This window comes from Paraburkholderia sp. FT54, from assembly GCF_031585635.1.
Lineage (GTDB): Bacteria > Pseudomonadota > Gammaproteobacteria > Burkholderiales > Burkholderiaceae > Paraburkholderia.
Genome location: NZ_CP134196.1, coordinates 293389 through 314755, shown reverse-complemented (window position 1 = coordinate 314755; position 21367 = coordinate 293389). Strand labels below are relative to the sequence as shown.

20 protein-coding genes are annotated in these 21367 nt (G+C 62.3%); 9 read left to right on the top strand and 11 right to left on the bottom strand.

What is annotated here, in order from left to right; translation table 11 throughout:
- Window positions 1-11: 11 nt before the first annotated feature.
- Complete coding sequence (locus RI103_RS20875) at window positions 12-1037, bottom strand: TRAP transporter substrate-binding protein (RefSeq protein WP_310817308.1); 1026 nt, start codon at window positions 1035-1037, stop codon at window positions 12-14.
- Window positions 1038-1235: 198 nt separating this feature from the next.
- On the opposite strand from RI103_RS20875, the gene RI103_RS20870 reads away from it, so the two are divergent.
- Window positions 1236-2291, top strand: a complete 1056-nt coding sequence (locus RI103_RS20870) for a LacI family DNA-binding transcriptional regulator (RefSeq protein WP_310817306.1) — start codon at window positions 1236-1238, stop codon at window positions 2289-2291.
- Between the two features lie 543 nt (window positions 2292-2834).
- Entirely contained in the window at window positions 2835-3206 is a 372-nt protein-coding gene (locus RI103_RS20865) for a hypothetical protein (protein ID WP_310817304.1), read from the top strand.
- 780 nt (window positions 3207-3986) lie between these two features.
- Here the strand turns inward: RI103_RS20865 and RI103_RS20860 are convergent.
- A complete protein-coding gene (locus tag RI103_RS20860; RefSeq protein WP_310818525.1) occupies window positions 3987-5222 on the bottom strand; it encodes a YbfB/YjiJ family MFS transporter in 1236 nt (411 codons plus the stop codon).
- A 624-nt stretch (window positions 5223-5846) separates the two neighbouring features.
- Here RI103_RS20860 and RI103_RS20855 point away from each other — a divergent pair.
- A complete protein-coding gene (locus RI103_RS20855) occupies window positions 5847-6326 on the top strand; it encodes a hypothetical protein (RefSeq protein WP_310817302.1) in 480 nt (159 codons plus the stop codon).
- Between the two features lie 230 nt (window positions 6327-6556).
- Here the strand turns inward: RI103_RS20855 and RI103_RS20850 are convergent, their stop codons facing one another.
- The 5 genes from RI103_RS20850 to RI103_RS20830 all read right to left on the bottom strand — a co-directional run bounded on the left by RI103_RS20850 (window position 6557) and on the right by RI103_RS20830 (window position 11170).
- Window positions 6557-7252, bottom strand: coding sequence for a 4'-phosphopantetheinyl transferase superfamily protein (locus tag RI103_RS20850; RefSeq protein WP_310817300.1), 696 nt, complete (start codon window positions 7250-7252; stop codon window positions 6557-6559).
- Between the two features lie 94 nt (window positions 7253-7346).
- Window positions 7347-7823 (bottom strand): hypothetical protein, encoded by a 477-nt coding sequence (locus RI103_RS20845; protein ID WP_310817299.1) that lies wholly within the window; start codon window positions 7821-7823, stop codon window positions 7347-7349.
- A 321-nt stretch (window positions 7824-8144) separates the two neighbouring features.
- Window positions 8145-8381: a DUF2783 domain-containing protein gene (locus tag RI103_RS20840; RefSeq protein WP_310817297.1), complete on the bottom strand. Its 237-nt coding sequence runs from the start codon at window positions 8379-8381 to the stop codon at window positions 8145-8147.
- Window positions 8382-8446: 65 nt separating this feature from the next.
- Entirely contained in the window at window positions 8447-10156 is a 1710-nt protein-coding gene (locus RI103_RS20835; protein WP_310817295.1) for an FAD-dependent oxidoreductase, read from the bottom strand.
- A 54-nt stretch (window positions 10157-10210) separates the two neighbouring features.
- Window positions 10211-11170 (bottom strand): MBL fold metallo-hydrolase, encoded by a 960-nt coding sequence (locus tag RI103_RS20830; RefSeq protein ID WP_310817293.1) that lies wholly within the window; start codon window positions 11168-11170, stop codon window positions 10211-10213.
- 268 nt (window positions 11171-11438) lie between these two features.
- Here RI103_RS20830 and RI103_RS20825 point away from each other — a divergent pair, with 268 nt between their 5' ends.
- Both RI103_RS20825 and RI103_RS20820 read left to right on the top strand, forming a co-directional pair.
- Entirely contained in the window at window positions 11439-12296 is an 858-nt protein-coding gene (locus tag RI103_RS20825; RefSeq protein WP_310817291.1) for an IclR family transcriptional regulator C-terminal domain-containing protein, read from the top strand.
- Window positions 12293-13174 (top strand): helix-turn-helix domain-containing protein, encoded by an 882-nt coding sequence (locus RI103_RS20820; protein WP_310817289.1) that lies wholly within the window; start codon window positions 12293-12295, stop codon window positions 13172-13174. Before RI103_RS20825 ends, RI103_RS20820 begins: the two co-directional genes overlap by 4 nt.
- Window positions 13175-13294: 120 nt before the next feature.
- Here RI103_RS20820 and RI103_RS20815 read toward each other — a convergent pair whose 3' ends face one another.
- The 3 genes from RI103_RS20815 to RI103_RS20805 all read right to left on the bottom strand — a co-directional run bounded on the left by RI103_RS20815 (window position 13295) and on the right by RI103_RS20805 (window position 16348).
- Window positions 13295-14158, bottom strand: coding sequence for an SIS domain-containing protein (locus RI103_RS20815; protein WP_310817288.1), 864 nt, complete (start codon window positions 14156-14158; stop codon window positions 13295-13297).
- A gap of 269 nt (window positions 14159-14427) precedes the next feature.
- A complete protein-coding gene (locus RI103_RS20810; protein ID WP_310817286.1) occupies window positions 14428-15510 on the bottom strand; it encodes a sn-glycerol-3-phosphate ABC transporter ATP-binding protein UgpC in 1083 nt (360 codons plus the stop codon).
- 64 nt (window positions 15511-15574) lie between these two features.
- Window positions 15575-16348, bottom strand: coding sequence for an SDR family oxidoreductase (locus RI103_RS20805; RefSeq protein WP_310817284.1), 774 nt, complete (start codon window positions 16346-16348; stop codon window positions 15575-15577).
- Between the two features lie 385 nt (window positions 16349-16733).
- Here RI103_RS20805 and RI103_RS20800 point away from each other — a divergent pair, with 385 nt between their 5' ends.
- The 3 genes from RI103_RS20800 to RI103_RS20790 all read left to right on the top strand — a co-directional run bounded on the left by RI103_RS20800 (window position 16734) and on the right by RI103_RS20790 (window position 19848).
- The gene (locus tag RI103_RS20800) at window positions 16734-17966 is read left to right on the top strand and encodes a sugar ABC transporter substrate-binding protein (protein ID WP_310817282.1); all 1233 of its coding nucleotides are present in this window, start codon (window positions 16734-16736) and stop codon (window positions 17964-17966) included.
- A gap of 143 nt (window positions 17967-18109) precedes the next feature.
- Complete coding sequence (locus RI103_RS20795) at window positions 18110-19000, top strand: sugar ABC transporter permease (protein WP_310817280.1); 891 nt, start codon at window positions 18110-18112, stop codon at window positions 18998-19000.
- Entirely contained in the window at window positions 18997-19848 is an 852-nt protein-coding gene (locus RI103_RS20790) for a carbohydrate ABC transporter permease (RefSeq protein ID WP_310817278.1), read from the top strand. The genes RI103_RS20795 and RI103_RS20790 overlap by 4 nt, the downstream gene beginning before the upstream one ends.
- Before the next feature lie 105 nt (window positions 19849-19953).
- On the opposite strand, the gene RI103_RS20785 is transcribed toward RI103_RS20790, so the two are convergent.
- Window positions 19954-20247, bottom strand: a complete 294-nt coding sequence (locus RI103_RS20785) for a DUF1330 domain-containing protein (RefSeq protein WP_310817276.1) — start codon at window positions 20245-20247, stop codon at window positions 19954-19956.
- A gap of 253 nt (window positions 20248-20500) precedes the next feature.
- Here RI103_RS20785 and RI103_RS20780 point away from each other — a divergent pair, with 253 nt between their 5' ends.
- Window positions 20501-21166, top strand: a complete 666-nt coding sequence (locus RI103_RS20780) for a DsbA family oxidoreductase (RefSeq protein WP_310817274.1) — start codon at window positions 20501-20503, stop codon at window positions 21164-21166.
- The last annotated feature ends 201 nt before the right edge of the window (window positions 21167-21367 follow it).

The following is a 21367-nucleotide window of genomic DNA, read 5'->3' as shown; positions in this document are numbered from 1 at the left end:
ATGCAGCACGATCAGGCCAGCTTGCCGACCGATTGTTCGAGCAGGTCCCACGCCTGATTGCCGAACTTGCTCTTCCATTCGGCGTAGAAACCCGCCTGGCGCAGCGCCGCGCGGAACGTGTCCGGTGTGGGACGGTTGATCGACAGACCCTTGCTTTGCAGATCCGCGACCGCTGCTTCGTTCAGCTTGCGCACGTCTTCACGCTGCTTGAGCGCCGACTGGTTGAACGCGTCGCTGGCAATGCCCTGCAAATCCTTCGGCAAGCGTTGCCACGCGCGCGGGTTCAGCACGAACCAGTAGCCGTCCCACATGTGATTGGTGAGCGAGCAGTACTTCTGCACTTCATAGAGCTTCGCGACCTGCACGATCGGCAGCGGGTTTTCCTGCGCATCGACGATATGTGTTTGCAGCGACGAATAGACCTCGCTGAATTGCAGGCTTGTCGGCGAAGCGCCGAGTCCTTTGAACATGTCGATGCTAAGCGGACTCACCGGCACGCGAATCTTCAGACCGCGCATGTTCTGCGCGCTCGTGATCGGACCGTTGCTGGTAGTGGTCTGACGAAACCCGTTGTCCCACATCTTTTCGAACGATTCGAGCCCGGCCTTCTGCATCGCCGCGCGTACATACGCGCCAAGCTTGCCGTCCATGGCGCCCCACACCTGGTTGTAGTCGCTGAACGCAAAGCCCACCGCGTTGATCGCGACCGATGGCGCCAGCGTCGACACCACCAGCGCCGACGGCGTGAACATCTCGATGCCGCCGCTGCGCACCTGCGCGAGCATGTCGGTGTCGCCACCCAACTGGTTGTTCGGGAATATCCGGATCTCCATGCGCCCCTTCGACGCCTCGCGGATCTGATTGGCCGCTTCCTGCGAGCGCACGTTCAGCGGATGCGTGAGCGGCAGGTTATTGCCGTACTTGAACACGAACTCCGGGCCGGACGCCGCGCGCACGATTGCCGGAAAGCCCAGCGCGCCGGCTACCGGCACGGCGGCTGCCGCACGCAGCAGGGTGCGTCTCGCGAGGTTGGTCATTTGAACGTCTCCTTGCTTATAATTGATGTGACTGTCGAATCCATCAAAAACCATCATAGCTTGCTCGCCACGCCGTGATTTCCAGTCGCCGGTGTTGAGTCGTCGCGTGATAGGTGCAAGACTAGGCGTGCGCGGCAAGTGCTGTCAAACCGCGAACCTGATGTTTTTTGATGGACTTCTCTTCTGTGAAGGACGGCTATGTCCGAAACGGTTCACCTCACCGCCGCCGCGCGCGCCCGCATTCCCGACATTGCGCGCGCCGCCGCTGTTTCAACCGCCACGGTGGATCGCGTGCTCAATGGCCGCGAAGGCGTGCGCGCCGTGACGGCGCAACGCGTGTTGCAAGCGGCCGCCCAGCTCGGCTATCTGCTCACGCCAGAGGCGCCCGTCGTGGCCGCCTCGAAGCCGATGCGAATCGCGTTTCTGCTGCCCGCCGGCACCAATCGCTACTTGCACATGCTTGGCGATTACATCGACTTCGCACACGATCAGTGGAACGCGTTGGACATGAAGTGCCGCGTGCACTATGTCGAAAGTTTCAATCCGAAGGAACTGGCCGACCGTCTGCTGCATTACGGACAGCGTGCGGACGGCGTGGTGTTCATGGCGCTTGAACACCCCGTAGTGCGCGACGCCGTGAATGCGTTGGCGGACCGGGGCGTGCCGGCCATCACGCTGATTTCGGATTTATCGAATGCGCGGCGGCTGGCTTATGTCGGCATTGACAATCGTGCGGCGGGACGCACGGCGGCGTTGCTGCTCGGACGTTTCATGGGATCTCGGCCGAGTGGCAAGATCGCGATGCTCGCGGGCAGCCTCAACTATCGCGGGCATGAGGAACGCGAGATCGGTTTTCTGCATTTGATCGAATCGACGTTTCCACAAGTACGCGTGATCGGCTTGCGTGAGGGACACGACGATAGCGAGCGCAACTACATGCAGACGCGCAAGCTGTTGGAGCAGCATCCCGACCTTGCCGGCATTTACAACAGCGGCGGCGGGTCGGATGGCGTGGCGCGCGCGATTGTCGAAGCGCGTTCTGAGCAGAAGATTTTGTTTGTCGGCCACGGCTTGACGCCTGACACGCGGGCGTTGCTGATCGACGGCACCATGGATGCGTTGATCACGCAAACGCCGCAAGCCATGGTGGGAAATTGTCTGCGCATTTTTCGCAACGTGCGCGAGAAGCGCGACCCGATAAGCGACGTGAAGCCGGTGCAGTTCAGCATTGTTTTACGGGAGAATCTGCCTTGAAGTTGCAATGGCCGCGTAGAGCACCGCAATGCGCAACGCCGCGATCGGCGTCACAGCGGCGATTCAGGCTGGCGTGGCGTGATGGTCGGAGCGGTGTTCGGAGCGTCGAGCGGACACCACGGTTCGAGACGGCGTCTCAGGCACGCCGGATGCTCAATCACTTTCGTATTCAAACTTCGATACGAAAGGAGATTTCACCATGCCTTATCTTCTCGGCTGGCTGCTTGGCGTCCCGTTGATCGTACTGGTCATCCTGTACCTCATCTTCCATTAATCTTTTGCAACCTACCCGTTTGCACAGTTGATGGGAGGTTCGTTCCGCTGTGCCGCGGCCCACATCCAGGCTGCGGCGCGAAGGCGATGCCAGCGTCCGGGCATTGCCTTTCGCGCGTCCGCGCGATGCCTGCGCGCCGACGCATCACCACACCGATCTTTCCACTTGCGCTGCGGGGAATGGCGCGTAAAACTAACCTTCCCTAGTCCGCGCAAATTGCCATATCTGCACACGTACGATCAAAGATGCGTGCGAGCAAGGAGGGACCGATGACTAGCAACGAGTACACGCTGTCACACCAGGACGTGGTGAAGGCCGTCATTATTCATCAGGATATTCACGAGGGTTTCTGGACGCTCAACATCAATTTCGACGTCGCGGCTGGCCACGGTGCGCAACTTCCTGACCCCTGCCTTGCCGTGACGATCAAGGGCATTGGCATCATGCGCGCGTCGCCTGCGGATCCGTTCGCGATCAACGCCGCCGTCGTGAATCCGCCGGTGCCTCAGCATGTGGAGGGAACAGTCCGTATTGCGGCGGCCGTCAACGGCACGCATCAAAGCGGCATGCAATTCTGTCGCGACGTCTATCGCAATGTCGCGGTACAGAGTGCGGTAAAAGCGCCTACCAAAGCAAGTTGATCATGCGGCCACATGTCGCCCCTGGATCGAGGCGATGTGTGGCCGACAACGCGCGACGATGTTGACGCACTGAGCGCACTGCCACCGTCAGCGTGCCCCTACCGACCAGCACACTACCCATCGGACGATTCACGGCGCGCAGCCGCTTCAGCCGTTGTAAAACGGTGCGCAACGGGTGCGAGAAAATTGCCGTCGACGCCACGCCCGACGCAAATACGGATGCAAATGTCGCGGCCATCAAACGTACAACTGGAACGAAATCAGCGGGCGTGTGTTGCGGCATGTCAGTACGCGCTGCCACTTCCTACGCGGGTCGACGAGGCCGGTCGGGCGAGCGGTCATGCTCGCAAGCATTCGGATATGAATATGCGTCCATGCCCGGCGAGCGCGTCTTACGGCGCTGGTGACGCCGCAATTCGCCCACGTGCTGCGTTCCTGTGAAGGCAGCGAGACACCGGATGACAGCTTGTGGCCGCGCAAGGCCGCGAGCCTGAGGGCTCGCAGCCCGGACGGTTGTCCCCGGCATGAATGCACCCTGAAAATATACCCGGGGGCTTGCGGGACAGGCTTCTTAAAGGAGTGAGTTTCTGCGCATCAACAGGACGATCTCCCTCTAGAGGGCAATTTCCCGGAACGAGCTTCCGGCGCGGTCCCCTACCACCCGAAATCGCCCACTCGCCGATATCGTCAATAGCCGCTCGATGTTCGCCTTGCATTGCATGAAGAGCATCCCGTCCGTGCAGGTGTGAGCGTGAAACGCACTGGCCTGAATGCGCCGGCTCACATCCCGCGCAACGGCTTCTGACACGCCGCCAGCACCGCGCCCGCCGCGAGCAGCAGCGCGGAATACACGAGCCCGCGCGCGAGTCCCGCGCCGTCCGAGACCCAGCCGATTACCATCGGTCCGACGATCTGCCCGAACGCGAACACGATCGTGAACGCGCTGATGCCTTTGGCCCAATGACTCGCGGGCAGATTGTGGCGCACGAAAGCCGTGGTCGACGCCACGGCGGAGAGAAACGTCGCGCCGAACAGCACGCCTGACACGAACGCCACCCACGGCTGCGTGAACAACGCGGGCAGCAGCGTCGCGACCGCGAGCAAAGCGTTGAGCACCGCAAGCGCCTGGCCGCCGCGCATGCGGTCGAGCAGTCTCGACCACACGCGCGCCGAGATCACGGTCGCCACGCCGAGCAGCAGGTAAAAGCTCGTGACGACAGCCGCGCTCATGCCCGCATTGCGCAGCAGGGCCACGATGAACGTCATGTAGCCGATATAGCCGACGCCGAACAAGCCGTAACCCGCCAGCGCCGGACTGAATCGCGGCCAACGTGGGGCGTCGGCGGCAGCATGCGAGTGCGTCGCCGACGACACCGTCGCGTGTACGCTCTCGATTTTTCGGGCAGCGCCGATGGCCACAACGGCGAATACCGCACACGCAAGCGCGAGTGCAAACCACGCGAATTGCCAGCCGTGCGCGACGTTGAAAATGGTCAGCGGCACCAGCACCGACGACGCCACGATGCCCCATCCCGTCCCGCCGTAATACAGGCCGAGGACGAGCCCTGCGTCGTGCGGCCTCGCGGATGCAAGCCGCGCCGCCAACACGCCGCCGCTGATGAAAATCGCCGCGCTGCTCACGCCGGTGATCACGCGCAACACAAGCAGCGAGTGCGTGTCGGCAAGCAGGCCGCTGCCGGCCATCAGCAGCGCGGTGGCCACGCAACCGCCGCCGAACAACGCGCCGGCCGACCAGCGGCGCGCGAGGCGCGGAAAAGCGAGCGCGCCGAGCAGATAACCCAGCGCATTGGCCGTATTCATTGCGCCGGCTTGAGCGAAGCTCCAGCCGAGGTCGAGTTTCATCGATGGCAACAGCAGCGCGTACGCGAAGCGGGCGAGCCCGAGCGCGATCGCGCTGCCCAGCGACAGCGTCGCGGCGAGCATCAGCGTGGGGAGGCGTTGCGCCGCTTCGGTGGTCTTGGAAGTCGATGCGGCGTCGAGTATTTTTGTCGGCATGTGGCGAGGGAAAGTGGGCAAGGAGGCTGCAGGCCGATTTTGCCAAAAAGCTGGATTTGGCGCTCCGCCGTCATGTTCGGGGATGGCGGACGCCGTTGACCGTTAGTTGCGTTATAGCGCTGTTCCACAGCGGATCGACCTGTCAACGTTTCGAGCCGAGCGCGGGACGTGCACAACCCCATTCCCTCGCAATCACGCTCCAAATACGAATGATTTGCATTTAGAACGTGATTGCCTCATTATTCAACTCGTATCCTCAGCCGAACCCGAAACCATGACGAGGCTCGACATCAGCCGCCCGAAATCTAAAGCCGGCGCCCGCAGAACGCAGAGGCCGCCGTCGACGCCGGACTCAATGCCTCGGCGCCGCTTGAAGTTCTGGTGTCGCGTCAACTCAATGGCCGCTGATCGAGCCAGGTCCGGCCGACGCCGAGCGCGAGTGGCAACGAACTCAGCCGGCCCGAAGCTGAAGCAGGCGCCCCTACCGGCACCGAACATCGACACCTGACGCAGACGCTGCGTCATCGTCCATCCGTCGCACGCGACATGCGCTGGCCTGCGACGCGGCACCCATCCCATCCGGCCGGCGCGTTTTCTTTGGACCGTGTCCACCCAGGAGCATCGATGAACTTTCGCTCTCAGCACAGTAGCCGCCCGGAACTGATCGACGATCATCCGACCGATACCGCCGACGCGCCCGAGCGCACCGTCCTGAGCGCCGTTCGCACGTGGTTGCGGCCCGCCTGCGAAACGGCGCGCGGCGGCGTGCACTGGCGCGACATTCTCAGCGGCGTCGGCTTGCGACAGGACGGCATCGACCACTTCGATCTGCTGATGCGTTCGCTGATGCACGTGTCGTATCGACCGCTCGACATGCGCTGCCGCTGCGCCAGCGATCTCGGCAAGGACGAGGCCGTGATCCTGCAAACCATCGCGCTGCTGCAGAAAACACACAGCGGCGCCGCGTTGCGCATGCTCAACGAATGGCTGCCCGCGCCCGCGGTGAGTGGTGTCCTGAAGCTGATTCGCTGGTTCGCCATCGATTTGCTCGACGCCGGTGTGGAACTCGACGTGCAAGCACGGCGCGTCACGTACATGCATTGAGGAAGCAGGCCTATGCCATTGGAACTGGAGCAGGCTTGCCAGCGACTGCGCGCGTGCGCGATAGCGGCGACTCGGCATGTGCTCGACGTGCCGATGGCAGGCAGGATTCGCGCGGCGGTCACACTTGCACAGCCGGCCATGCAGCCGCTCACACAGGTGCACATGTTCGGCTGGCCGAAAGGTTTGCCATTCGGGTGCGCCGACCCGCAACGCGCTGCGTCTGTTTGCGATTACGGGAACGCCGTCGCTGACCACGCCACGCACGCGGCGTAGCCGTCCGGTGCAGCAAGCCAGTGCGCGGCGACATCGCGCATATCGTCGGGAATCTGATGGCGCAGCGCCACGCGCTTGCTCTCGCGCGGCAGCACCGTCAAATGCCGCAATCCGCGCGTGATGCCCACGCCCGTTGTCTTGACGAGCGCTTCCTTGGCGACCCACGCATCGTAAAACGCGGCGCTCTGCTGTCCCGCATCGAGGCGTCCGATCCATGCAGCCTCTTCCGGATCGAGCGTCAAAGCAGCAATCGAATGCCAAGCGAATCTGTCGCTGTGCTGCTCGATGTCGACGCCGACGCGCCGAACCGGCGAGATCGCGATCAGCCCGTGCGCGCCCGCATGCGATACATTGAAGTCGAAGCGATTCGAATCCGCGAGATGAGGACGAAGGTTGACGTCGAGCGCAAAACGCACGGCATGTGCCGCGATATCGAGCCGCAGCGCGAGTTGTTCACGCAGCGCGACACGTATGCTCGCAAAGCGCAGCGCGTCTTCACGGCGACGAAAGGTGCGGGCTCGCGTGCATTCGTCGTCGCTAAGGGATGCGAAGGCTGGGGCGTCCAGCGACGCGGTGAAGTCGATGTCGATCCGCCATAACGCAATGTCTGACGGGCCATCGTGCGATAGGGGAACAGGGTCGATCGAATACATTGCAAAGGTTTGGACGTGATGGGCGCAATCGCTAACGCATAGCCGCGACTCTACCCGATATGACGTCCGCAGCCTTCGGTCTTCAGGCGGCGCTTCAGGTCTTCGGCGTATTGCCGATGTGGCACATCAACTGGCAAAAGGTTGGATGACACCCCAAACGGGGCGGCAAATTCTTCGCGCAGGCAGCGAACTGCCGCTTCCAGATCGCGTCGGCGGATATAGCTACCGCGGCACCACGGTCCATTTTTTCACGGCACATTGCGAGCGTCGCACCCAACGCTTTCGCGCTCAAAGGATGCGCGTAATCCACCATCGGATAGTCTCCAAACAGTTGCGCTAATGGCGATTCTTCGTCGCACGCCAATTCGCCGGTCGCAAGTTGCGTGGCGATTTGCAACACTTCGCACTCGAGTTCGAGGAAAAATGATTCAGGCATTTTCACGCCTGGCGCGTAGCGGGAAATCCAAAGCAATACCGATTCAGCAAACTGCACCGGAGAAAGCCACTTTCCGTCGACTTTCATCGCTCCCAACTCTTGAACGACAAGGTCGCTTATCAAAAACAATTTCATCTCGTGTCTTCTCATGGCCGGACGTGGGAAATTCCCCACCGGCAACGCACGAGGACATGATGCGCCGGCACAAAGCACTTTGGCTCACCGCAACCTCACATCCTATATGCGATCTGATCATCCTTCTCTGGATAGGCGCATGAGTATGCAGTAGGACACGCTCCACTTTGCTAAGAGGAGTCTGATAGTAGGACGGAATAAATTGAGAGAAATCGCGATTGCACGCCGTCAATTCAAAAGAATCGAGCGCAATAAATATTCACATTCGAGGCACGCCAACATCTACGGCACACAAGATCACTTTTCGGTCGCGCTACGAGCTCAAGCCGCCAGCGAATGCGCTTCACCATTTCGCATCGAAACGTCGACCACGCCCTCACGAGCATGCCGCATCGCTTCGAGCAGCGTGGCGTGATCGCCGATATGGTTGGCGAGCAGCAGGATCAGTTGCGCATTGGCCGACTGGCTCTGCGCATCGTCGAGATCGCGATGCATATCGATCAACGCCTCGTAGAAATCGTCGGGGCGAGCGAGATTCGGTTGCGTGTTCAGTGCCATTTCAGTCTCCTGCTATTTTTCGCCGATGCGCTGCGCGCGCCACGCGAGCTGCTGTTGCCACACACTCAAGCTATGCCTTCGACGCACAGCGCGCGTTTCACTGCATGCGCAACATCGACCGCGTCGAATTGCCGCCAGCGCGCGCATACATGCTGGTCCGGACGAATCAGATAGAACGTGCCCGGCTTTGCGTCGTAGCGTGCGTGGGCTAGACCTTCGATATCGCGGACCACGTTCACATTCGCCGACACGCCGGCCTGCGCATCGTCACAGGTCACCACGACGAGCTTCAACGGAATCGGGCCCGTGCGCAGCGCGTCCAACGCGGCCCGGGTGGCCTGATCGACACCTTGCTCGCCGCAGAACAAGACGCCGGTGAATTGCTGGCCAAGTTGCTGCAGCAGCCATGCCGGCTCTCCCGACACCTGCACCGGTGCGTCGACGCACGATGCGCCCGGCACCATCGAGCCTTCAAAGCCGTCACGGTCCGCTGTATTCAACGGTGAATCACGCAACACCGCCGGCACCGAGAGTCGGCCGCTATTGGTCAATTGCCGCGCAAACGGATGATGACGCGAGAGCTTCAGCACCGCATCGCGAAACACGCGGCTCATGGGACTCTTCGGCGTAATGAAATCGGTGGAGCGCGTAGAGTTGCGGATGTTTTCGTCAGCGGCGAATTCGCGTTCGCTTGCATAGGTGTCGAGCAAGGTATCGGAGGCTTTGCCTTCCAGCACCATCACCAGTTTCCATGCGAGGTTTTCCGCGTCCTGCACGCCGCTGTTCGCACCGCGCGCGCCGAACGGCGACACGCCATGCGCGGAGTCGCCGGCGAACAGCACGTTGCCGTGCCGGAAGCGCTCCATGCGCAAACACGAAAACGTATAGACGCTGACCCACTCCAGCTCGAACTTCGCGTCCGGCCCGAGCAACGCGCGCACGCGCGGGATCACGCGCTCCGGCGTCTTTTCCAGCACCGGGTCGGCGTCCCAGCCCAACTGGAAATCGATCCGCCACACGTTATCCGGCTGACGGTGCAGCAGCACCGACTGATTCGGATGGAAAGGCGGATCGAACCAGAACCAGCGTTCGGTCGGAAATTCCGCTTCCATCTTGACGTCGGCGATCAGGAAACGATCCTTGAACGTGACGCCTTTACTGTCCAGTCCCATCAGATTGCGGATCGGACTGCGCGAGCCGTCGGCGGCGACCACATAGCGGCCGCGCAACGAATATTGACCCTCGGGTGTGTCGACTGTCAGCGTCACGCTGGCCTCGTGCGTGCCAGGTGTCCCGCTTTGCTGCACGCCGACCACTTTGCTTTTCCAGCGGATCTCCAGATTCGGCATCTCCCGCGCGCGTTCGAGCAGGAAACCTTCGACGTAGTACTGCTGGAGGTTGATGAACGCGGGCCGGTTGTGGCCCGCTTCCGGTTGCAGATTGAACGTGTACACCAGTTCGTCCTTCAGGAACACTTTGCCGACATTCCAGCTAATGCCTTTGTCCACCATTCGCTGACCGCACCCCAGGCGGTCGAAGATATCGAGCGAGCGCTTCGAGAAGCAGATCGCGCGCGATCCCGTGGACAACGAACAATCGTCGTCGACCAGCACGACCGGCACGCCCTGCTGCGCGATATCGATCGCGGTAGCGAGCCCCACCGGGCCCGCGCCGACCACGATCACGGGATAGGCCGCCTGCTCCACGCCGCCCTGCGCGTTCTGTTCACGACACGGCTGATATTCGAACGACAGCGTCTGGTAGTTGATGCTCATCTTGTGTCTCCGTCCTTCTCCGCTCTGCTTTGTCTGGCTGTGTGCCTATTCGTCTCAGGCCTGCAGCGCGTCCCACATTTCCTTGTCGCGTTGCGCGGTCCAGATGCGCGGATGCGTGATACCGCTCGCCTCGTCGAAGGCACGCGACACGTCGAACGGCAGGCAGTGCTCGTAAATGAAGACATGGCCGAACTTCGGGTCCATGGCCTTACGCGTGTGCGCCATGGCGGCCTTCAGATCGAGCTTCTGTTCGACGGCTTCACGGCCTTGCTGCAGCAGCGTGGTGACGAAATCCTTCGTGTAGTCCAGCCCCTTGTTGACGTCTTCGGGCGTGGTCAGTGCGGGGCCGCGGCCTGGCACGAGCTTGTCGGCCTGCAGCGCGCGCAATGCTTCGAGCGTGGCCGGCCATTGTTCGAGTTGCGCGTCGCCGCAATAGCAGGCTGCGTCGTACTCGACCAGGTCGCCGGAGAACAGCACCTTCTGCGACGGCAGCCACACCACCGTGTCGCCCTTCGTGTGACCGGCGCCGAGATGCGCGATGCGCACTTCGAGCTTGCCGAGGAACAGTGTCATTTCCTTTTCGAACACGAGCGTCGGCCACGTCAGCCCCGGCACCGTTTCAACGCCGGCAAACAGACGCGGGAAGCGTTCGATCTCCGACTTCATGTCCGCTTCGCCGCGCTCGACGATCATCTCGTACGTGCCGCGGCTCGCGATCACTTCCTGCGCGCCCTCCTCGAAATACGCCGATGCGCCGAGCACGCGCACAGCATGGTAATGCGACAGCACGACGTATTTGATCGGCTTATCCGTGACGCTGCGAATCTTCGCGATGAGGTCTTGCGCCATGGCCGGCGTGGCGGTGGTGTCGACGATCAGCACGCCGTCGTCGCCGATGATCACGCCCGAGTTCGGATCACCTTCAGCGGTGTACGCGTAGGCGTTCTCGGATAGCTTGGTCCACGTGACCTTCTTGACTTCCAGGTCGGCCTGGGATGCGAATGCCTTTGCCATGCTTGTCTCCCTCAAAAGTTGGACGTGAGGCGAGACGGCCGGCCGCGCAAATACCGCGCGGGCTGACAAGTATTGGAGGATTGTCTCGCCCCGTTTTTGACTCTGTGACTGCGCCGGTGCGTCGGGGTGAATGCATCTTAGGACGTCGCCAGTTTTTTTGTCAATAGCGAAATGTATCGCTATACACAAATTATGAGAGGCCTAAGATGAATACGGGAAGGCATAGGCCTTCGGCTAACATGGACCCTTTTTACGGACGAGCGCGGGTGTGAGCAAAGCAGCGAAATCGGCCACGGGCAAAGGCGCGGGCGACACCGCGACGGCCGACGGCGGCAAGGCGCAACGCGGCATTCAGAGCGTCGAAGTGGGCGGCCGCGTGTTGCTGGCGCTCGCGCAGGCGCGCGCGCCGCTTGCCTTGTCCGACCTCGCCGCCGCCGCGCAGATTGCTCCTGGGCAGGCGCACGCGTATCTGGTGAGCTTGAGCCGGCTGGGTCTCATCAAGCGCGACGAACTGTCGGGCCGTTACGAGCCCGGTCCGCTGTCGCTGCGGCTCGGTTTGTTGCATCTGCAGAACCAGCCGGCGTTTCGCGCCGCCGTGCCGCGCGTGGCCGCGTTGGCCGAAGCGATCGGCTTCAGTGTCGCGATCTGTATTGCCGGGCCGCACGGGCCGACTATCGTTCGCTATGAGCATGCGGGCTTTCCATTGCACGTCAATTTGCATGTCGGCACGGTAATGTCGCTGCTGGCCACGTCGACAGGGCGCGTGTTTTGCGCTTATTTGCGGCGCGAAGTGCTGGATGGGATGTGGGCGAATCAGTCGGGCGCTGCTGGTAACGTCATGATGCCGCCTGACGAAAGCGCCGCCTTCGAGGCTGCGTTGGACGCGATTCGCGCGCGCGGCCTGGAAAGCAGCGTGGATGTGCCGAGTCCGGGCATCAGCAGTCTGAGCGCGCCCGTGCTGGATGCCGACGGCCGCTTGTCGCTCGCGCTGACGGTGATCGGCCCGACCGGCGCGATCGACGTCGCCGACGATGGTCCGATCGCGCGTGCGCTGCTTGCTGCGGCACGCGACATCGGCGCCGAATCGGCAAGCGCACCTTCCTTACTAGCGACTTCCGCATCGTGACCGATTCTCTCGACACTTCTCACGCCAATGCCGCCAATGCGAAACCGCAGCGCGGCATCCAGTCGCTCGACAGCACGGGCGAATTGCTCGCGGCGCTGGTCGCGGCGGCGCGGCCATTGAGCCTGCGCGATCTCGCGGCCGCTGCAGGCATGCCGCCGGCAAAGGCGTTTCCGCACCTGGTGAGTCTGCTGAAAATCGGCTTGCTCAATCGCGATGCGGCGGGCTGCTTCGAGGCCGGGCCGCTTGCGCTGGAACTGGGTTTGATCGGCTTGCAGCGTTTGTCGCCGACGCGTGAAGCGGAACCCGAAGTGATCGAACTGGCCGCGTCGACGGGCATGAGCGTCGCGATGGCGGTGCTCGGACCGCTTGGGCCGACCGTCGTGCGTCTGGAAGAATCGGCGCGGCCGCTGCATGTGAGCCTGCGGGTCGGCACGGTGATGTCGCTGGCGAATACGGCGATTGGCCGCGTGTTCGCCGCCTATGTCGCGGACGATGTGCGCGCGGATTTGCTGGTGCAGGATCATCTGCGGTTGGCGGGGGCGCATGCGGCGGATATTTTTGCGGGAAAGGCGGCGCCGGCGGGCGACGGTAAGGCCGCGGCCGGCACGGACGCAGCGTCCACGTTGCCGCCGCTGACAAAAGCCTACGCGCAGCGTCTTGCGCAAATTCGCGCGGACGGGATCGATACCGCGCTCAGCCGGCCTGTGCCGGGCATCAATACACTAGCCGCGCCGGTGCTGGATCATACCGGCAGCATCTGCCTCGTCCTGGCGTTGATGGGGCCGAGCGGCAGCTTCGACAGTGAGTTGGCGGGCGGGCCAGCGCAGACGTTGCGCGCCGCGACGTTACGGTTGTCGCGGCGTTTTGGGTGGATGTGAGTAGTGGTTTTTTTGACCACATCCACATCACGCATAGTGCAGCGCTTTCGACGCCCGACGCAGCGCCGTCGTACTTGAGCGGGAGCGTGGTGCGCTTCGGCGCGCGACGCCGCGTCCCCCTCACTCTCCCGTCGCCTCCGGCACATGCGACGCCAATCTCGCCTTCGCATGCCGCATCTTCTCGAGCGTCTTCGGCCCGGCTTTGAGCGCGACGCCGATCGCCAGCGCGTCCATGATGCAAAGATGCACGAGCCGCGACACGCCCGGCGTATTCGGATCGATCGGACTCGGCACACGCAGCAGCAGCGCTATATCGACCAGCCACGCGAGGCGCGAGCCGACATTGGTCAGCGCAATGGTCGTCGCGCCCCGCTCCTTGGCAATCTGAATGCTTTCATTCACTTCGACACTGCGGCCCGAATGCGAAATCGCGAAGGCGACATCGCCCGGTTCCATGAGTCCCGCGTAAAGACGTTGCAGATGCCCATCCGTAAACGCGGTGGATGCAATATCGAGCCGCAGAAACCGCAGCGCCGCATCTTGCGCGACCAGGCCCGAGCCCGAACCGACACCGAAGAAAAACACCCGCCGCGCGCTCGACAACGCCGCGATCGCACTCTCGACCACCGCCGGATCCAGCGCGCCACGCGCATGCGTGATGCCGTCGACCGCCGCCTCGCCCACCTTGTCCATGAGCGTCTGCACGTCGTCGCCGCGCGCCACCGCCGTGGATGCATACGGCAGCCCGCCCGCCACGCTCTGCGCCAACTGCATCTTGAAGTCGCGCAAACCATGCGCACCGATCGCGCGGCAAAAACGCGTGACGGAAGGCTCGGACACGTCGGCGCGCTGCGCGAGTTCGGTGATGCTCGCCCGCATCGCGAAGTCGACGTCGCTCAGCACCATGTCGGCGACCTTGCGCTCGGCGGGCCGCAAACTGGCGAGTGCGCTGCGAATGTGGGGAATCAAGTTCGGTGCGGACACCCGGTGTTCCTTAAAAGCGCCCCCGGACCTGTCGCTTCGCGCCAGGCGTCCGAGGGGTGCAAAAACTTGGGGCGGCCCGGCGTTTTAGTAAGAGGCCCTCGCCCTGCCGCATCGCGCCAGGCCCCCTGAGAGGGTGAGAAAACCTGGGGCGGCCCGGCGTTTTCTCACGGGTAAGACGAACCCGCGTCGCGTCGCAGCTTCAATCAGCCTGAGGCAAGCCTGATTCTGGTTGAATCGGCGTGAATCGACCTCAAAAGGCAACACGCGGTTCAGGCCAGCCTACGTCCACTCTCCGTATCGAACAAATGGATATGCTCGGCCGGCAAGCGCAACGTCACGCGCTGGCCGGGCTCGACTTTCGAGCGCTGGCGCGTCGTCACGCACCACGCGCTGCCACCTATTTTCCCGTACAAATGAGTCTCCGCGCCAGTTGGCTCGACCACTTCGACTTCCATGGTGGCGTCGGGTGTCGGCGTCATGGTTTCGATGTGTTCCGGCCGCACGCCGAGCGTGACCTTCGCGCCGACCACGGCCGAAGCGGGCGCGCCCTCCAGTACGATCTCGCCGCCGTCCGTGAGTTTCAAAGCGAGGCCCTGACCTTGCGCGCGGCTAGCGATCACACCTTCGGCGAAGTTCATCGACGGCGAGCCGAGAAAGCTCGCCACGAACAGATTCGCCGGATGGTCGTACAGTTCCAGCGGACGCCCGATCTGCTCAATCCGCCCCGCGTTCATGACGACGATGCGGTCCGCCATCGTCATCGCTTCGATCTGATCGTGCGTGACGTAGATCACCGTATTCTTCAGCCGCTGATGCAGCGCCTTGATTTCGGTGCGCATCTGCACGCGCAGTTTGGCGTCGAGATTGGACAGCGGTTCGTCGAACAGGAATAGCGACGGCTCGCGCACCACGGCGCGGCCCATCGCCACGCGTTGCCGTTGGCCGCCCGACAGCGCGCGCGGCAAACGGTCCAGATAGCCGCCGAGGTTCAGCATCTTGGCAGCGGCCTCGATGCGCGGCTTGAAACTCGCCGACGACTCCTTGCGAATGCGCGGCCCGAACGCGATGTTTTCGTAGACGGACAGATGCGGGTACAGCGCGTAACTCTGGAACACCATCGAGATATTGCGCTGCTGCGGCGCGAGACTGTTCGCGCGCGTGCCGCCGATCATCAGATCGCCGCCGCTGATTTCCTCGAGCCCCGCCACCATGCGCATCAACGTGCTCTTGCCGCACCCCGACGGTCCGACCAGCACGACGAACTCGCCGTCGTCGATGTCGAGATCGATGCCGTGCACCACTTGCGTGTCGCCATAGCGTTTGAAGATGCCGCTCAGTTGCACTGCTGCCATGCTGTCCTCATCGTCTTGCTTCGTTGATTCGATCTCGTGCTGCCTGCATGTCGCCGCGCGTAGTTCAGAGCGATTCGAGCGTCAGTTCTTCCGCCATCAGACGGTTGCCGGCCATCAGGCCGCCGTCGACCGGCAGCGCGACGCCGGTAATCACGCGCGCCATCGGCGAGGCGAGAAACAGCACCGCGTCGGCGATGTCGTCAGGCGTCGCGAAGTCGCGCAACGGATACCACTTTTTCAGATTCTCGAAGACCTGCGGATTCTTGTCGACGCGCGCCTGCCACGCCTGCGTCTTCACCGTGCCCGGACACACGATGTTCGCGCGAATCCCGTAGCGGCCGAGTTCGAGCGCGAGCGCCTTCGTATAGCTGATCAACCCGGCCTTCGCCGCGCTGTACGCCGGATGACCGAGCGCGGCCATGCCGTTCACCGAGCCGATCAGCACCAGTGCGCCCCGCTGCCGCTCGATCATCGACGCGCGCACGGCTTCAACCGTGTGATACGTGCCGTTCAGATTCAGATGGATGTCGCGCTGCCAGCTCGCCGCGTCGGTCGTGGCAAGTGTCAGACCTTGTGCCGCGCCCGCGTTGGCGACCAGCACGTCGACCGGACCGCGCAGCTTGACCGCGGCGGCCACCTCCTGCTGCACTGCGGCGGCATCGCCGAGATCGACCGCGACCGGCGTGACGTGCGCCTCGCCGAGTTGCGCGGTCAAAGCGTTCAGCGCGGCGGCGTCGATGTCGAGTGCCAGCACCGTATCGCCCTGCTCCACGAAGCGCTTGCACAACACGCTGCCGATGCCGCCGCAAGCGCCGGTTACCAACACCACACGATTCATATCCGCCTCGCTTTTCAACCGCGCCGCCAGCACCGGACTAGCGTGTAAATTTCTTACAAAACCAAAACCCGCACGGTTGTCTAGTCATCCCGAAGATTGGGTATCCGTGACTTCACGTGACACAGAATATCCCTGCTTTACAGCATCTTATGCACAAAACCGGCCGGGAAGAAATATGGCAGACCCTACGTGACAAGCTATTTTTCGTCATGTAGGATTTTTTCAAACAATTCAACCCAAAGCGGCCGGCGACGGCAGCAAACCACCCCCCCATGCTGGATGGGACCGGAGTAAACGCTAAGGCGCCCACTCCGTTCGACCGCTGTGCGTGGGACCGGAGTCAGCGCTAAAGCGCCAACTCCGTTCGACACAGGAGAGAGAGAAAATGTCGTTGCATGCCCGTGCTTCCCTCGCGCTCGGCAAAGTTGCCGTGGCGCTCACGTTTGCAGGTATCGCCGTCGCGGCTCACGCCGACACGGTCCGCGTCACCGTCGCGCACTACAGCGACGCGACCGCGCCGTACTTCGAAAAAATGGCCCGTAACTTCGAGAAGGCCAATCCCGGCACGACCATCAAGATCGAAGACGTGAACTGGGACACGCTGCAACAGAAACTGCAGACAGACATTTCCGGCAACGCCAACGCCGACCTCGCAATCGTCGGCACGCGCTGGCTGCTCGACTTCGTGAAGGACGACGTCGCCGAACCGCTCGACGGCTACATGGACGCGAGCTTCAAGGGCCGCTTCATCGGTCCGTTCCTCGCCCCGGGTGAAATCAACGGCAAGGTGTACGGCCTGCCGATCGCCGCTTCCGCGCGCGCTTTGTACTACAACAAGGACCTGCTCGCGAAGGTCGGCTACCCCGACGGCCCGAAGACCTGGAACGACGTGATCGAAGCGTCGAAGAAACTGAAGGCGCAGGGCATTGCCGGCTTCGGCCTGCAAGGCAAGGAAATCGAAACCGACGTCTACTATTACTACGCCCTCTGGACCAATGGCGGCGACGTGGTCGGCAAGGACGGCAAGGCTGCGTTCAATTCGCCGGCTGGCATCAAGGCGGCCACGCTGTACAAGACGATGATCGACCAGGGCCTGACGCAACCGGGCGTGACTGGCTATAGCCGCGAAGACGTGCAGAATCTGTTCAAGCAGGGCCGCGTCGCGATGATGGTCTCCGCGCCGTTCCTCGCCAAGCAGATCAAGAAGGAAGCGCCGAACCTGAAGTACGGCATCGATCCGATTCCGATGGGTACGGCGCATGCCACCTACGCCGTCACGGACTCGATCGTGATGTTCAAGAACTCGAAGGTGAAGAAGTCGGCCTGGAAGTTCCTCGACTATCTGTTCACGAAGGAACCGCGCGTGGAGTTCACCACGACCGAAGGCTTCCTGCCGACCACCAAGGCTGAGGCGACCGATCCGGCATTCAACGATCCGGACACCAAAGCCTTCGTCGCACTGCTGCCGACCGCCCACTTCGCGCCGACCGTGACCGGCTGGGAAGACACCGCAAAGTCCGTGACCGATGCAATGCAGTCGATCTATCTGGGCAAGGCGAAGCCGGCAGATGCCTTGAACACCGCTGCTACGCAAGCAAACAAGTCGCTCGGCAAGTGATCGCGTAATCTCGTAGTGATCTGCTGAACCCGAAACGCGCGCCGCCACTGCGAAGGCGGTGCGCGTTTCGGCCGTAATGCACTATCCGGCCCATCCCGTCGCGCCCGCCGATCACCGCGGATGCGTCTTACGATCGAGCACGCATGAGCCGTTCCGCTTCTTCGAGCCTGCAAGCGCCCTGGTTGCTGATTGCGCCGAGTCTGGTACTGGCGCTCTTCATCATCAGCTATCCGATTTTCAACATCGTGTGGCAATCGCTGCACGAGGTCTCGCGCTTCGGCGCGATTCGCGATTTCACCGGGCTGCGCAATTTCTATACGATCTTCAGCGATCCCGCGTTTCTTGCCGCCGCTAAACGGACTGTCGTCTGGACCGTGTGCGTGGTGGGCGGTACGGTGCTGATCTCGGTGCCCGTTGCGCTGGTGCTGAATCAGGATTTCTACGGGCGCGGCGTGGCGCGCACGATCGTAATGCTGCCGTGGTCCGTTTCGCTGACCATGACCGCCGTGGTGTGGCGCTGGGCCTTCAACGACGACTATGGCATGGTCAACGTCACGTTGCAGAGGCTGGGCCTGATCAGCGGTCCGATTCATTGGCTGGCCACGCCGGAGCTCGCGTTTCCGGTCGAAATCGCTGTCGGCATACTGGTGTCGATTCCGTTTACCGTGACCATTCTGCTGGGCGGATTGTCCTCGGTGCCCGGCGATATTTACGAAGCCGCACGCATGGACGGCGCGAGCGCCTGGCAGCAGTTTCGCAAACTCACCATGCCGCTGTTGCGGCCGTTCATCAACATGACGATTCTGTTGAACGTGATCTACGTGTTCAACTCGTTTCCGATCATCTGGGTGATGACGCAGGGCGGCCCCGACAACAGCACGCACATTCTCGTCACGTATCTCTATGAGCTCGGCTTCCGGCTGGGGCGTCCCGGCGAAGCGGCGGCAGTGTCGCTGATCATGCTCGTCATGCTGTTCGTTTTCTCGATCGCCTATCTGCGCCTGCAGCCCGCGAAAGAAGGAGATCCGTCATGAGTCTCAGCGTCAAGATGAAGCGTTCGCTGTGGTGCTGGCTCGCGCTGTCGCCGCTCGTCGTAGTGGTGCTGTTTCCGTTTGCCGTCATGCTGTTCACTGCGTTGAAGCCGGCTTCCGAGATCTTTGTTTATCCGGCACGCTGGCTGCCAGTGCATTGGCAGTGGAGCAATTTCTCCGATATGTGGGTGGCAGCCAATTTCGGCGTGGCACTGCGCAATAGTACGGTGATCAGCCTGCTGTCGACCGCGCTCGCGCTCGCCGTCAGCTTGCCGGCGGCTTACGCACTGGCCAGATTTCCGTTTCGCGGACGCGGGCTCTACCGTCAGTTTCTGCTCGTCACGCAGATGTTGTCGCCTATCCTGCTCGTGGTCGGGTTGTTCCGGCTGGCCGCGATGATTCCTTATGGCGATGGGAACCTGGTCGACTCCAAGATCGGCGTGATCGTGTCTTACGCGGCCTTCAATATCGCGTTTGCCGTGTGGATGCTGTCTTCATACTTTCAGACGGTGCCACGAGATCTGGAAGAGTCGGCGTGGCTCGAAGGGTGCGGGCGGACCAAGGCGGTCTTCAAGGTGTTTCTGCCACTTGCGGTGCCTGCGATAGTGGTCACCGCGATCTTCACGTTCATCAACGCGTGGAACGAGTTTGCCGTCGTCTATACGTTGATCCGCTCACCGGAGAACAAGACGCTGACCGTGCAGGTGACCGACATGGTGGCCGGGAAATACGTTGTGGAATGGCATCTGGTGATGGCCGCTACACTCTGCGCGACGTTGCCGGTTTCGGTGGTGTTCGCGTGGTTGCAAAGGTATCTGGTGAAGGGACTCGCGTTGGGCGCGGTGAAGTAGATTTTGGTCGGAGGCGCGGCAAGTGCATTGCATCACATTGCATTGCCGCCCTCGCCGGGCGCGCACCTGCCGCATAAGCAGGCCGTGCCCACCACATCTTTCGCGTTAATCCACGCCGCGCACAATCCGCAGATCGCGCTCGACGCCATCACCCAATGCCGCCAGCGCTTTCTTGTAGGGTTCGCTTTCGTAGGCGGCGACGGCCGCTTCGTAGGTCGGAAACTCGATCACGACCGTCCGTTCCTTCAAGCCTTGCTCATGAGCCTCCTCCGCCACGCCACGCACGATGAATTTGCCGCCCGCAGCCGCCACGGCGGGCGCGGCAAGCTGCGCATACGCGGCCAGCTTGGCTGCGTCCTTAGTCGCGCGATATGACGTCACCCAATATCCCTTGCTCATTTGAAGCTCCTTTCAACGTTGGAAAAGCAGTCGTTTTCGTGCACGACGGCGAACAGGGATTATGCCGCCTGTCGGCATCCCTGTTGCTGGTGTGGTCAATGGCTCCAACCGCGGCCGTGAATTGTAAGACGCCGGCTCGCGTTCCTTCACGGGCGCGGCGCTGCAAATACCGGCAATTCAGGTTACGCTGTGTGCGGCGGGCGGTCTGGCACCACGCCGGCCGCAACAGATTCTGCTCGACAGGAACACCGCAATGACACAAGCGCTCACAATCGATTTTGTCTCCGATATCGCATGCCCATGGTGCGCGATCGGCCTCTCCTCGCTCCAACGTGCGCTATTGCGTCTCGGCGACGCGGTCGACGCTCAAATCGTCGTGCATCCGTTCGAGTTAAATCCGGACATGGGAGCCGACGGCGAAACCATTGTCGACTACCTCGGCAAAAAATATGGCCGCACACCGGAGCAGATCGCCGAAACGCAGGCAGCGATCCGCGAGCGTGGTGCGAGCGTCGGTTTTACCATCGGCCCGCGCACGCGCGTCTACAACACCTTCGACGCGCACCGTCTGCTGCATTGGGCCGGCCTCAAGGGCGAGCAGTTGCCGCTCAAGCTGGCGCTGCTGCGGGCCTATCACTCCGACGGCAAGGACACCAGCGATCACGAAGTGCTGATCGAAGCCGCGCAATCCGTTGGGCTCGACACCGCGGAGGCACGCGATGTACTGCGAAACGGAACCTACGCCGCGGAGGTTCGTGCGCAAGAGCGGAACAACGAGGCGATGGGTATTCAGTCGGTGCCGGCCATTATCTTCAACCGTCGCTACCTGGTGAGCGGTGGACAGCCTGTGGAAACTTTCGAGCAAGTCATCCAGCAGATTCTGGCCGAAGCGGAGAACGAGGGTTCGCAGGAGACGTAACGCTGAACGTTGCCCATGCACCGGCAACACCATACGGCCGGCAATCGGCGACATGCGGCGAGCGCGTTACTTTGTCGCGGAGTGGAGTACGCGCCCAGACCCTTGAGCCTGGCGTCGTGCCGTGACCATCGCGGGTCACCGCTTTGATCTGCACGAAGACGTACACCCGGCAGAAGCCAGGCATACGTCTTCACACGTCAC

Excerpts from the sequence above, each read along its gene's own strand:
- RI103_RS20780 (WP_310817274.1), top strand. The coding sequence starts at position 20,501 with ATGACACAAGCGCTCACAATCGATTTTGTCTCCGATATCGCATGCCCA.
- RI103_RS20830 (WP_310817293.1), bottom strand. The coding sequence starts at position 11,170 with ATGGCAAAGGCATTCGCATCCCAGGCCGACCTGGAAGTCAAGAAGGTC.
- RI103_RS20810 (WP_310817286.1), bottom strand. The coding sequence starts at position 15,510 with ATGGCAGCAGTGCAACTGAGCGGCATCTTCAAACGCTATGGCGACACG.
- RI103_RS20845 (WP_310817299.1), bottom strand. The coding sequence starts at position 7,823 with ATGAAATTGTTTTTGATAAGCGACCTTGTCGTTCAAGAGTTGGGAGCG.
- RI103_RS20860 (WP_310818525.1), bottom strand. The coding sequence starts at position 5,222 with ATGCCGACAAAAATACTCGACGCCGCATCGACTTCCAAGACCACCGAA.
- RI103_RS20835 (WP_310817295.1), bottom strand. The coding sequence starts at position 10,156 with ATGAGCATCAACTACCAGACGCTGTCGTTCGAATATCAGCCGTGTCGT.
- RI103_RS20785 (WP_310817276.1), bottom strand. The coding sequence starts at position 20,247 with ATGAGCAAGGGATATTGGGTGACGTCATATCGCGCGACTAAGGACGCA.
- RI103_RS20790 (WP_310817278.1), top strand. The coding sequence starts at position 18,997 with ATGAGTCTCAGCGTCAAGATGAAGCGTTCGCTGTGGTGCTGGCTCGCG.
- RI103_RS20800 (WP_310817282.1), top strand. The coding sequence starts at position 16,734 with ATGTCGTTGCATGCCCGTGCTTCCCTCGCGCTCGGCAAAGTTGCCGTG.
- RI103_RS20875 (WP_310817308.1), bottom strand. The coding sequence starts at position 1,037 with ATGACCAACCTCGCGAGACGCACCCTGCTGCGTGCGGCAGCCGCCGTG.
- RI103_RS20805 (WP_310817284.1), bottom strand. The coding sequence starts at position 16,348 with ATGAATCGTGTGGTGTTGGTAACCGGCGCTTGCGGCGGCATCGGCAGC.
- RI103_RS20795 (WP_310817280.1), top strand. The coding sequence starts at position 18,110 with ATGAGCCGTTCCGCTTCTTCGAGCCTGCAAGCGCCCTGGTTGCTGATT.
- RI103_RS20870 (WP_310817306.1), top strand. The coding sequence starts at position 1,236 with ATGTCCGAAACGGTTCACCTCACCGCCGCCGCGCGCGCCCGCATTCCC.
- RI103_RS20865 (WP_310817304.1), top strand. The coding sequence starts at position 2,835 with ATGACTAGCAACGAGTACACGCTGTCACACCAGGACGTGGTGAAGGCC.
- RI103_RS20855 (WP_310817302.1), top strand. The coding sequence starts at position 5,847 with ATGAACTTTCGCTCTCAGCACAGTAGCCGCCCGGAACTGATCGACGAT.
- RI103_RS20840 (WP_310817297.1), bottom strand. The coding sequence starts at position 8,381 with ATGGCACTGAACACGCAACCGAATCTCGCTCGCCCCGACGATTTCTAC.
- RI103_RS20850 (WP_310817300.1), bottom strand. The coding sequence starts at position 7,252 with ATGTATTCGATCGACCCTGTTCCCCTATCGCACGATGGCCCGTCAGAC.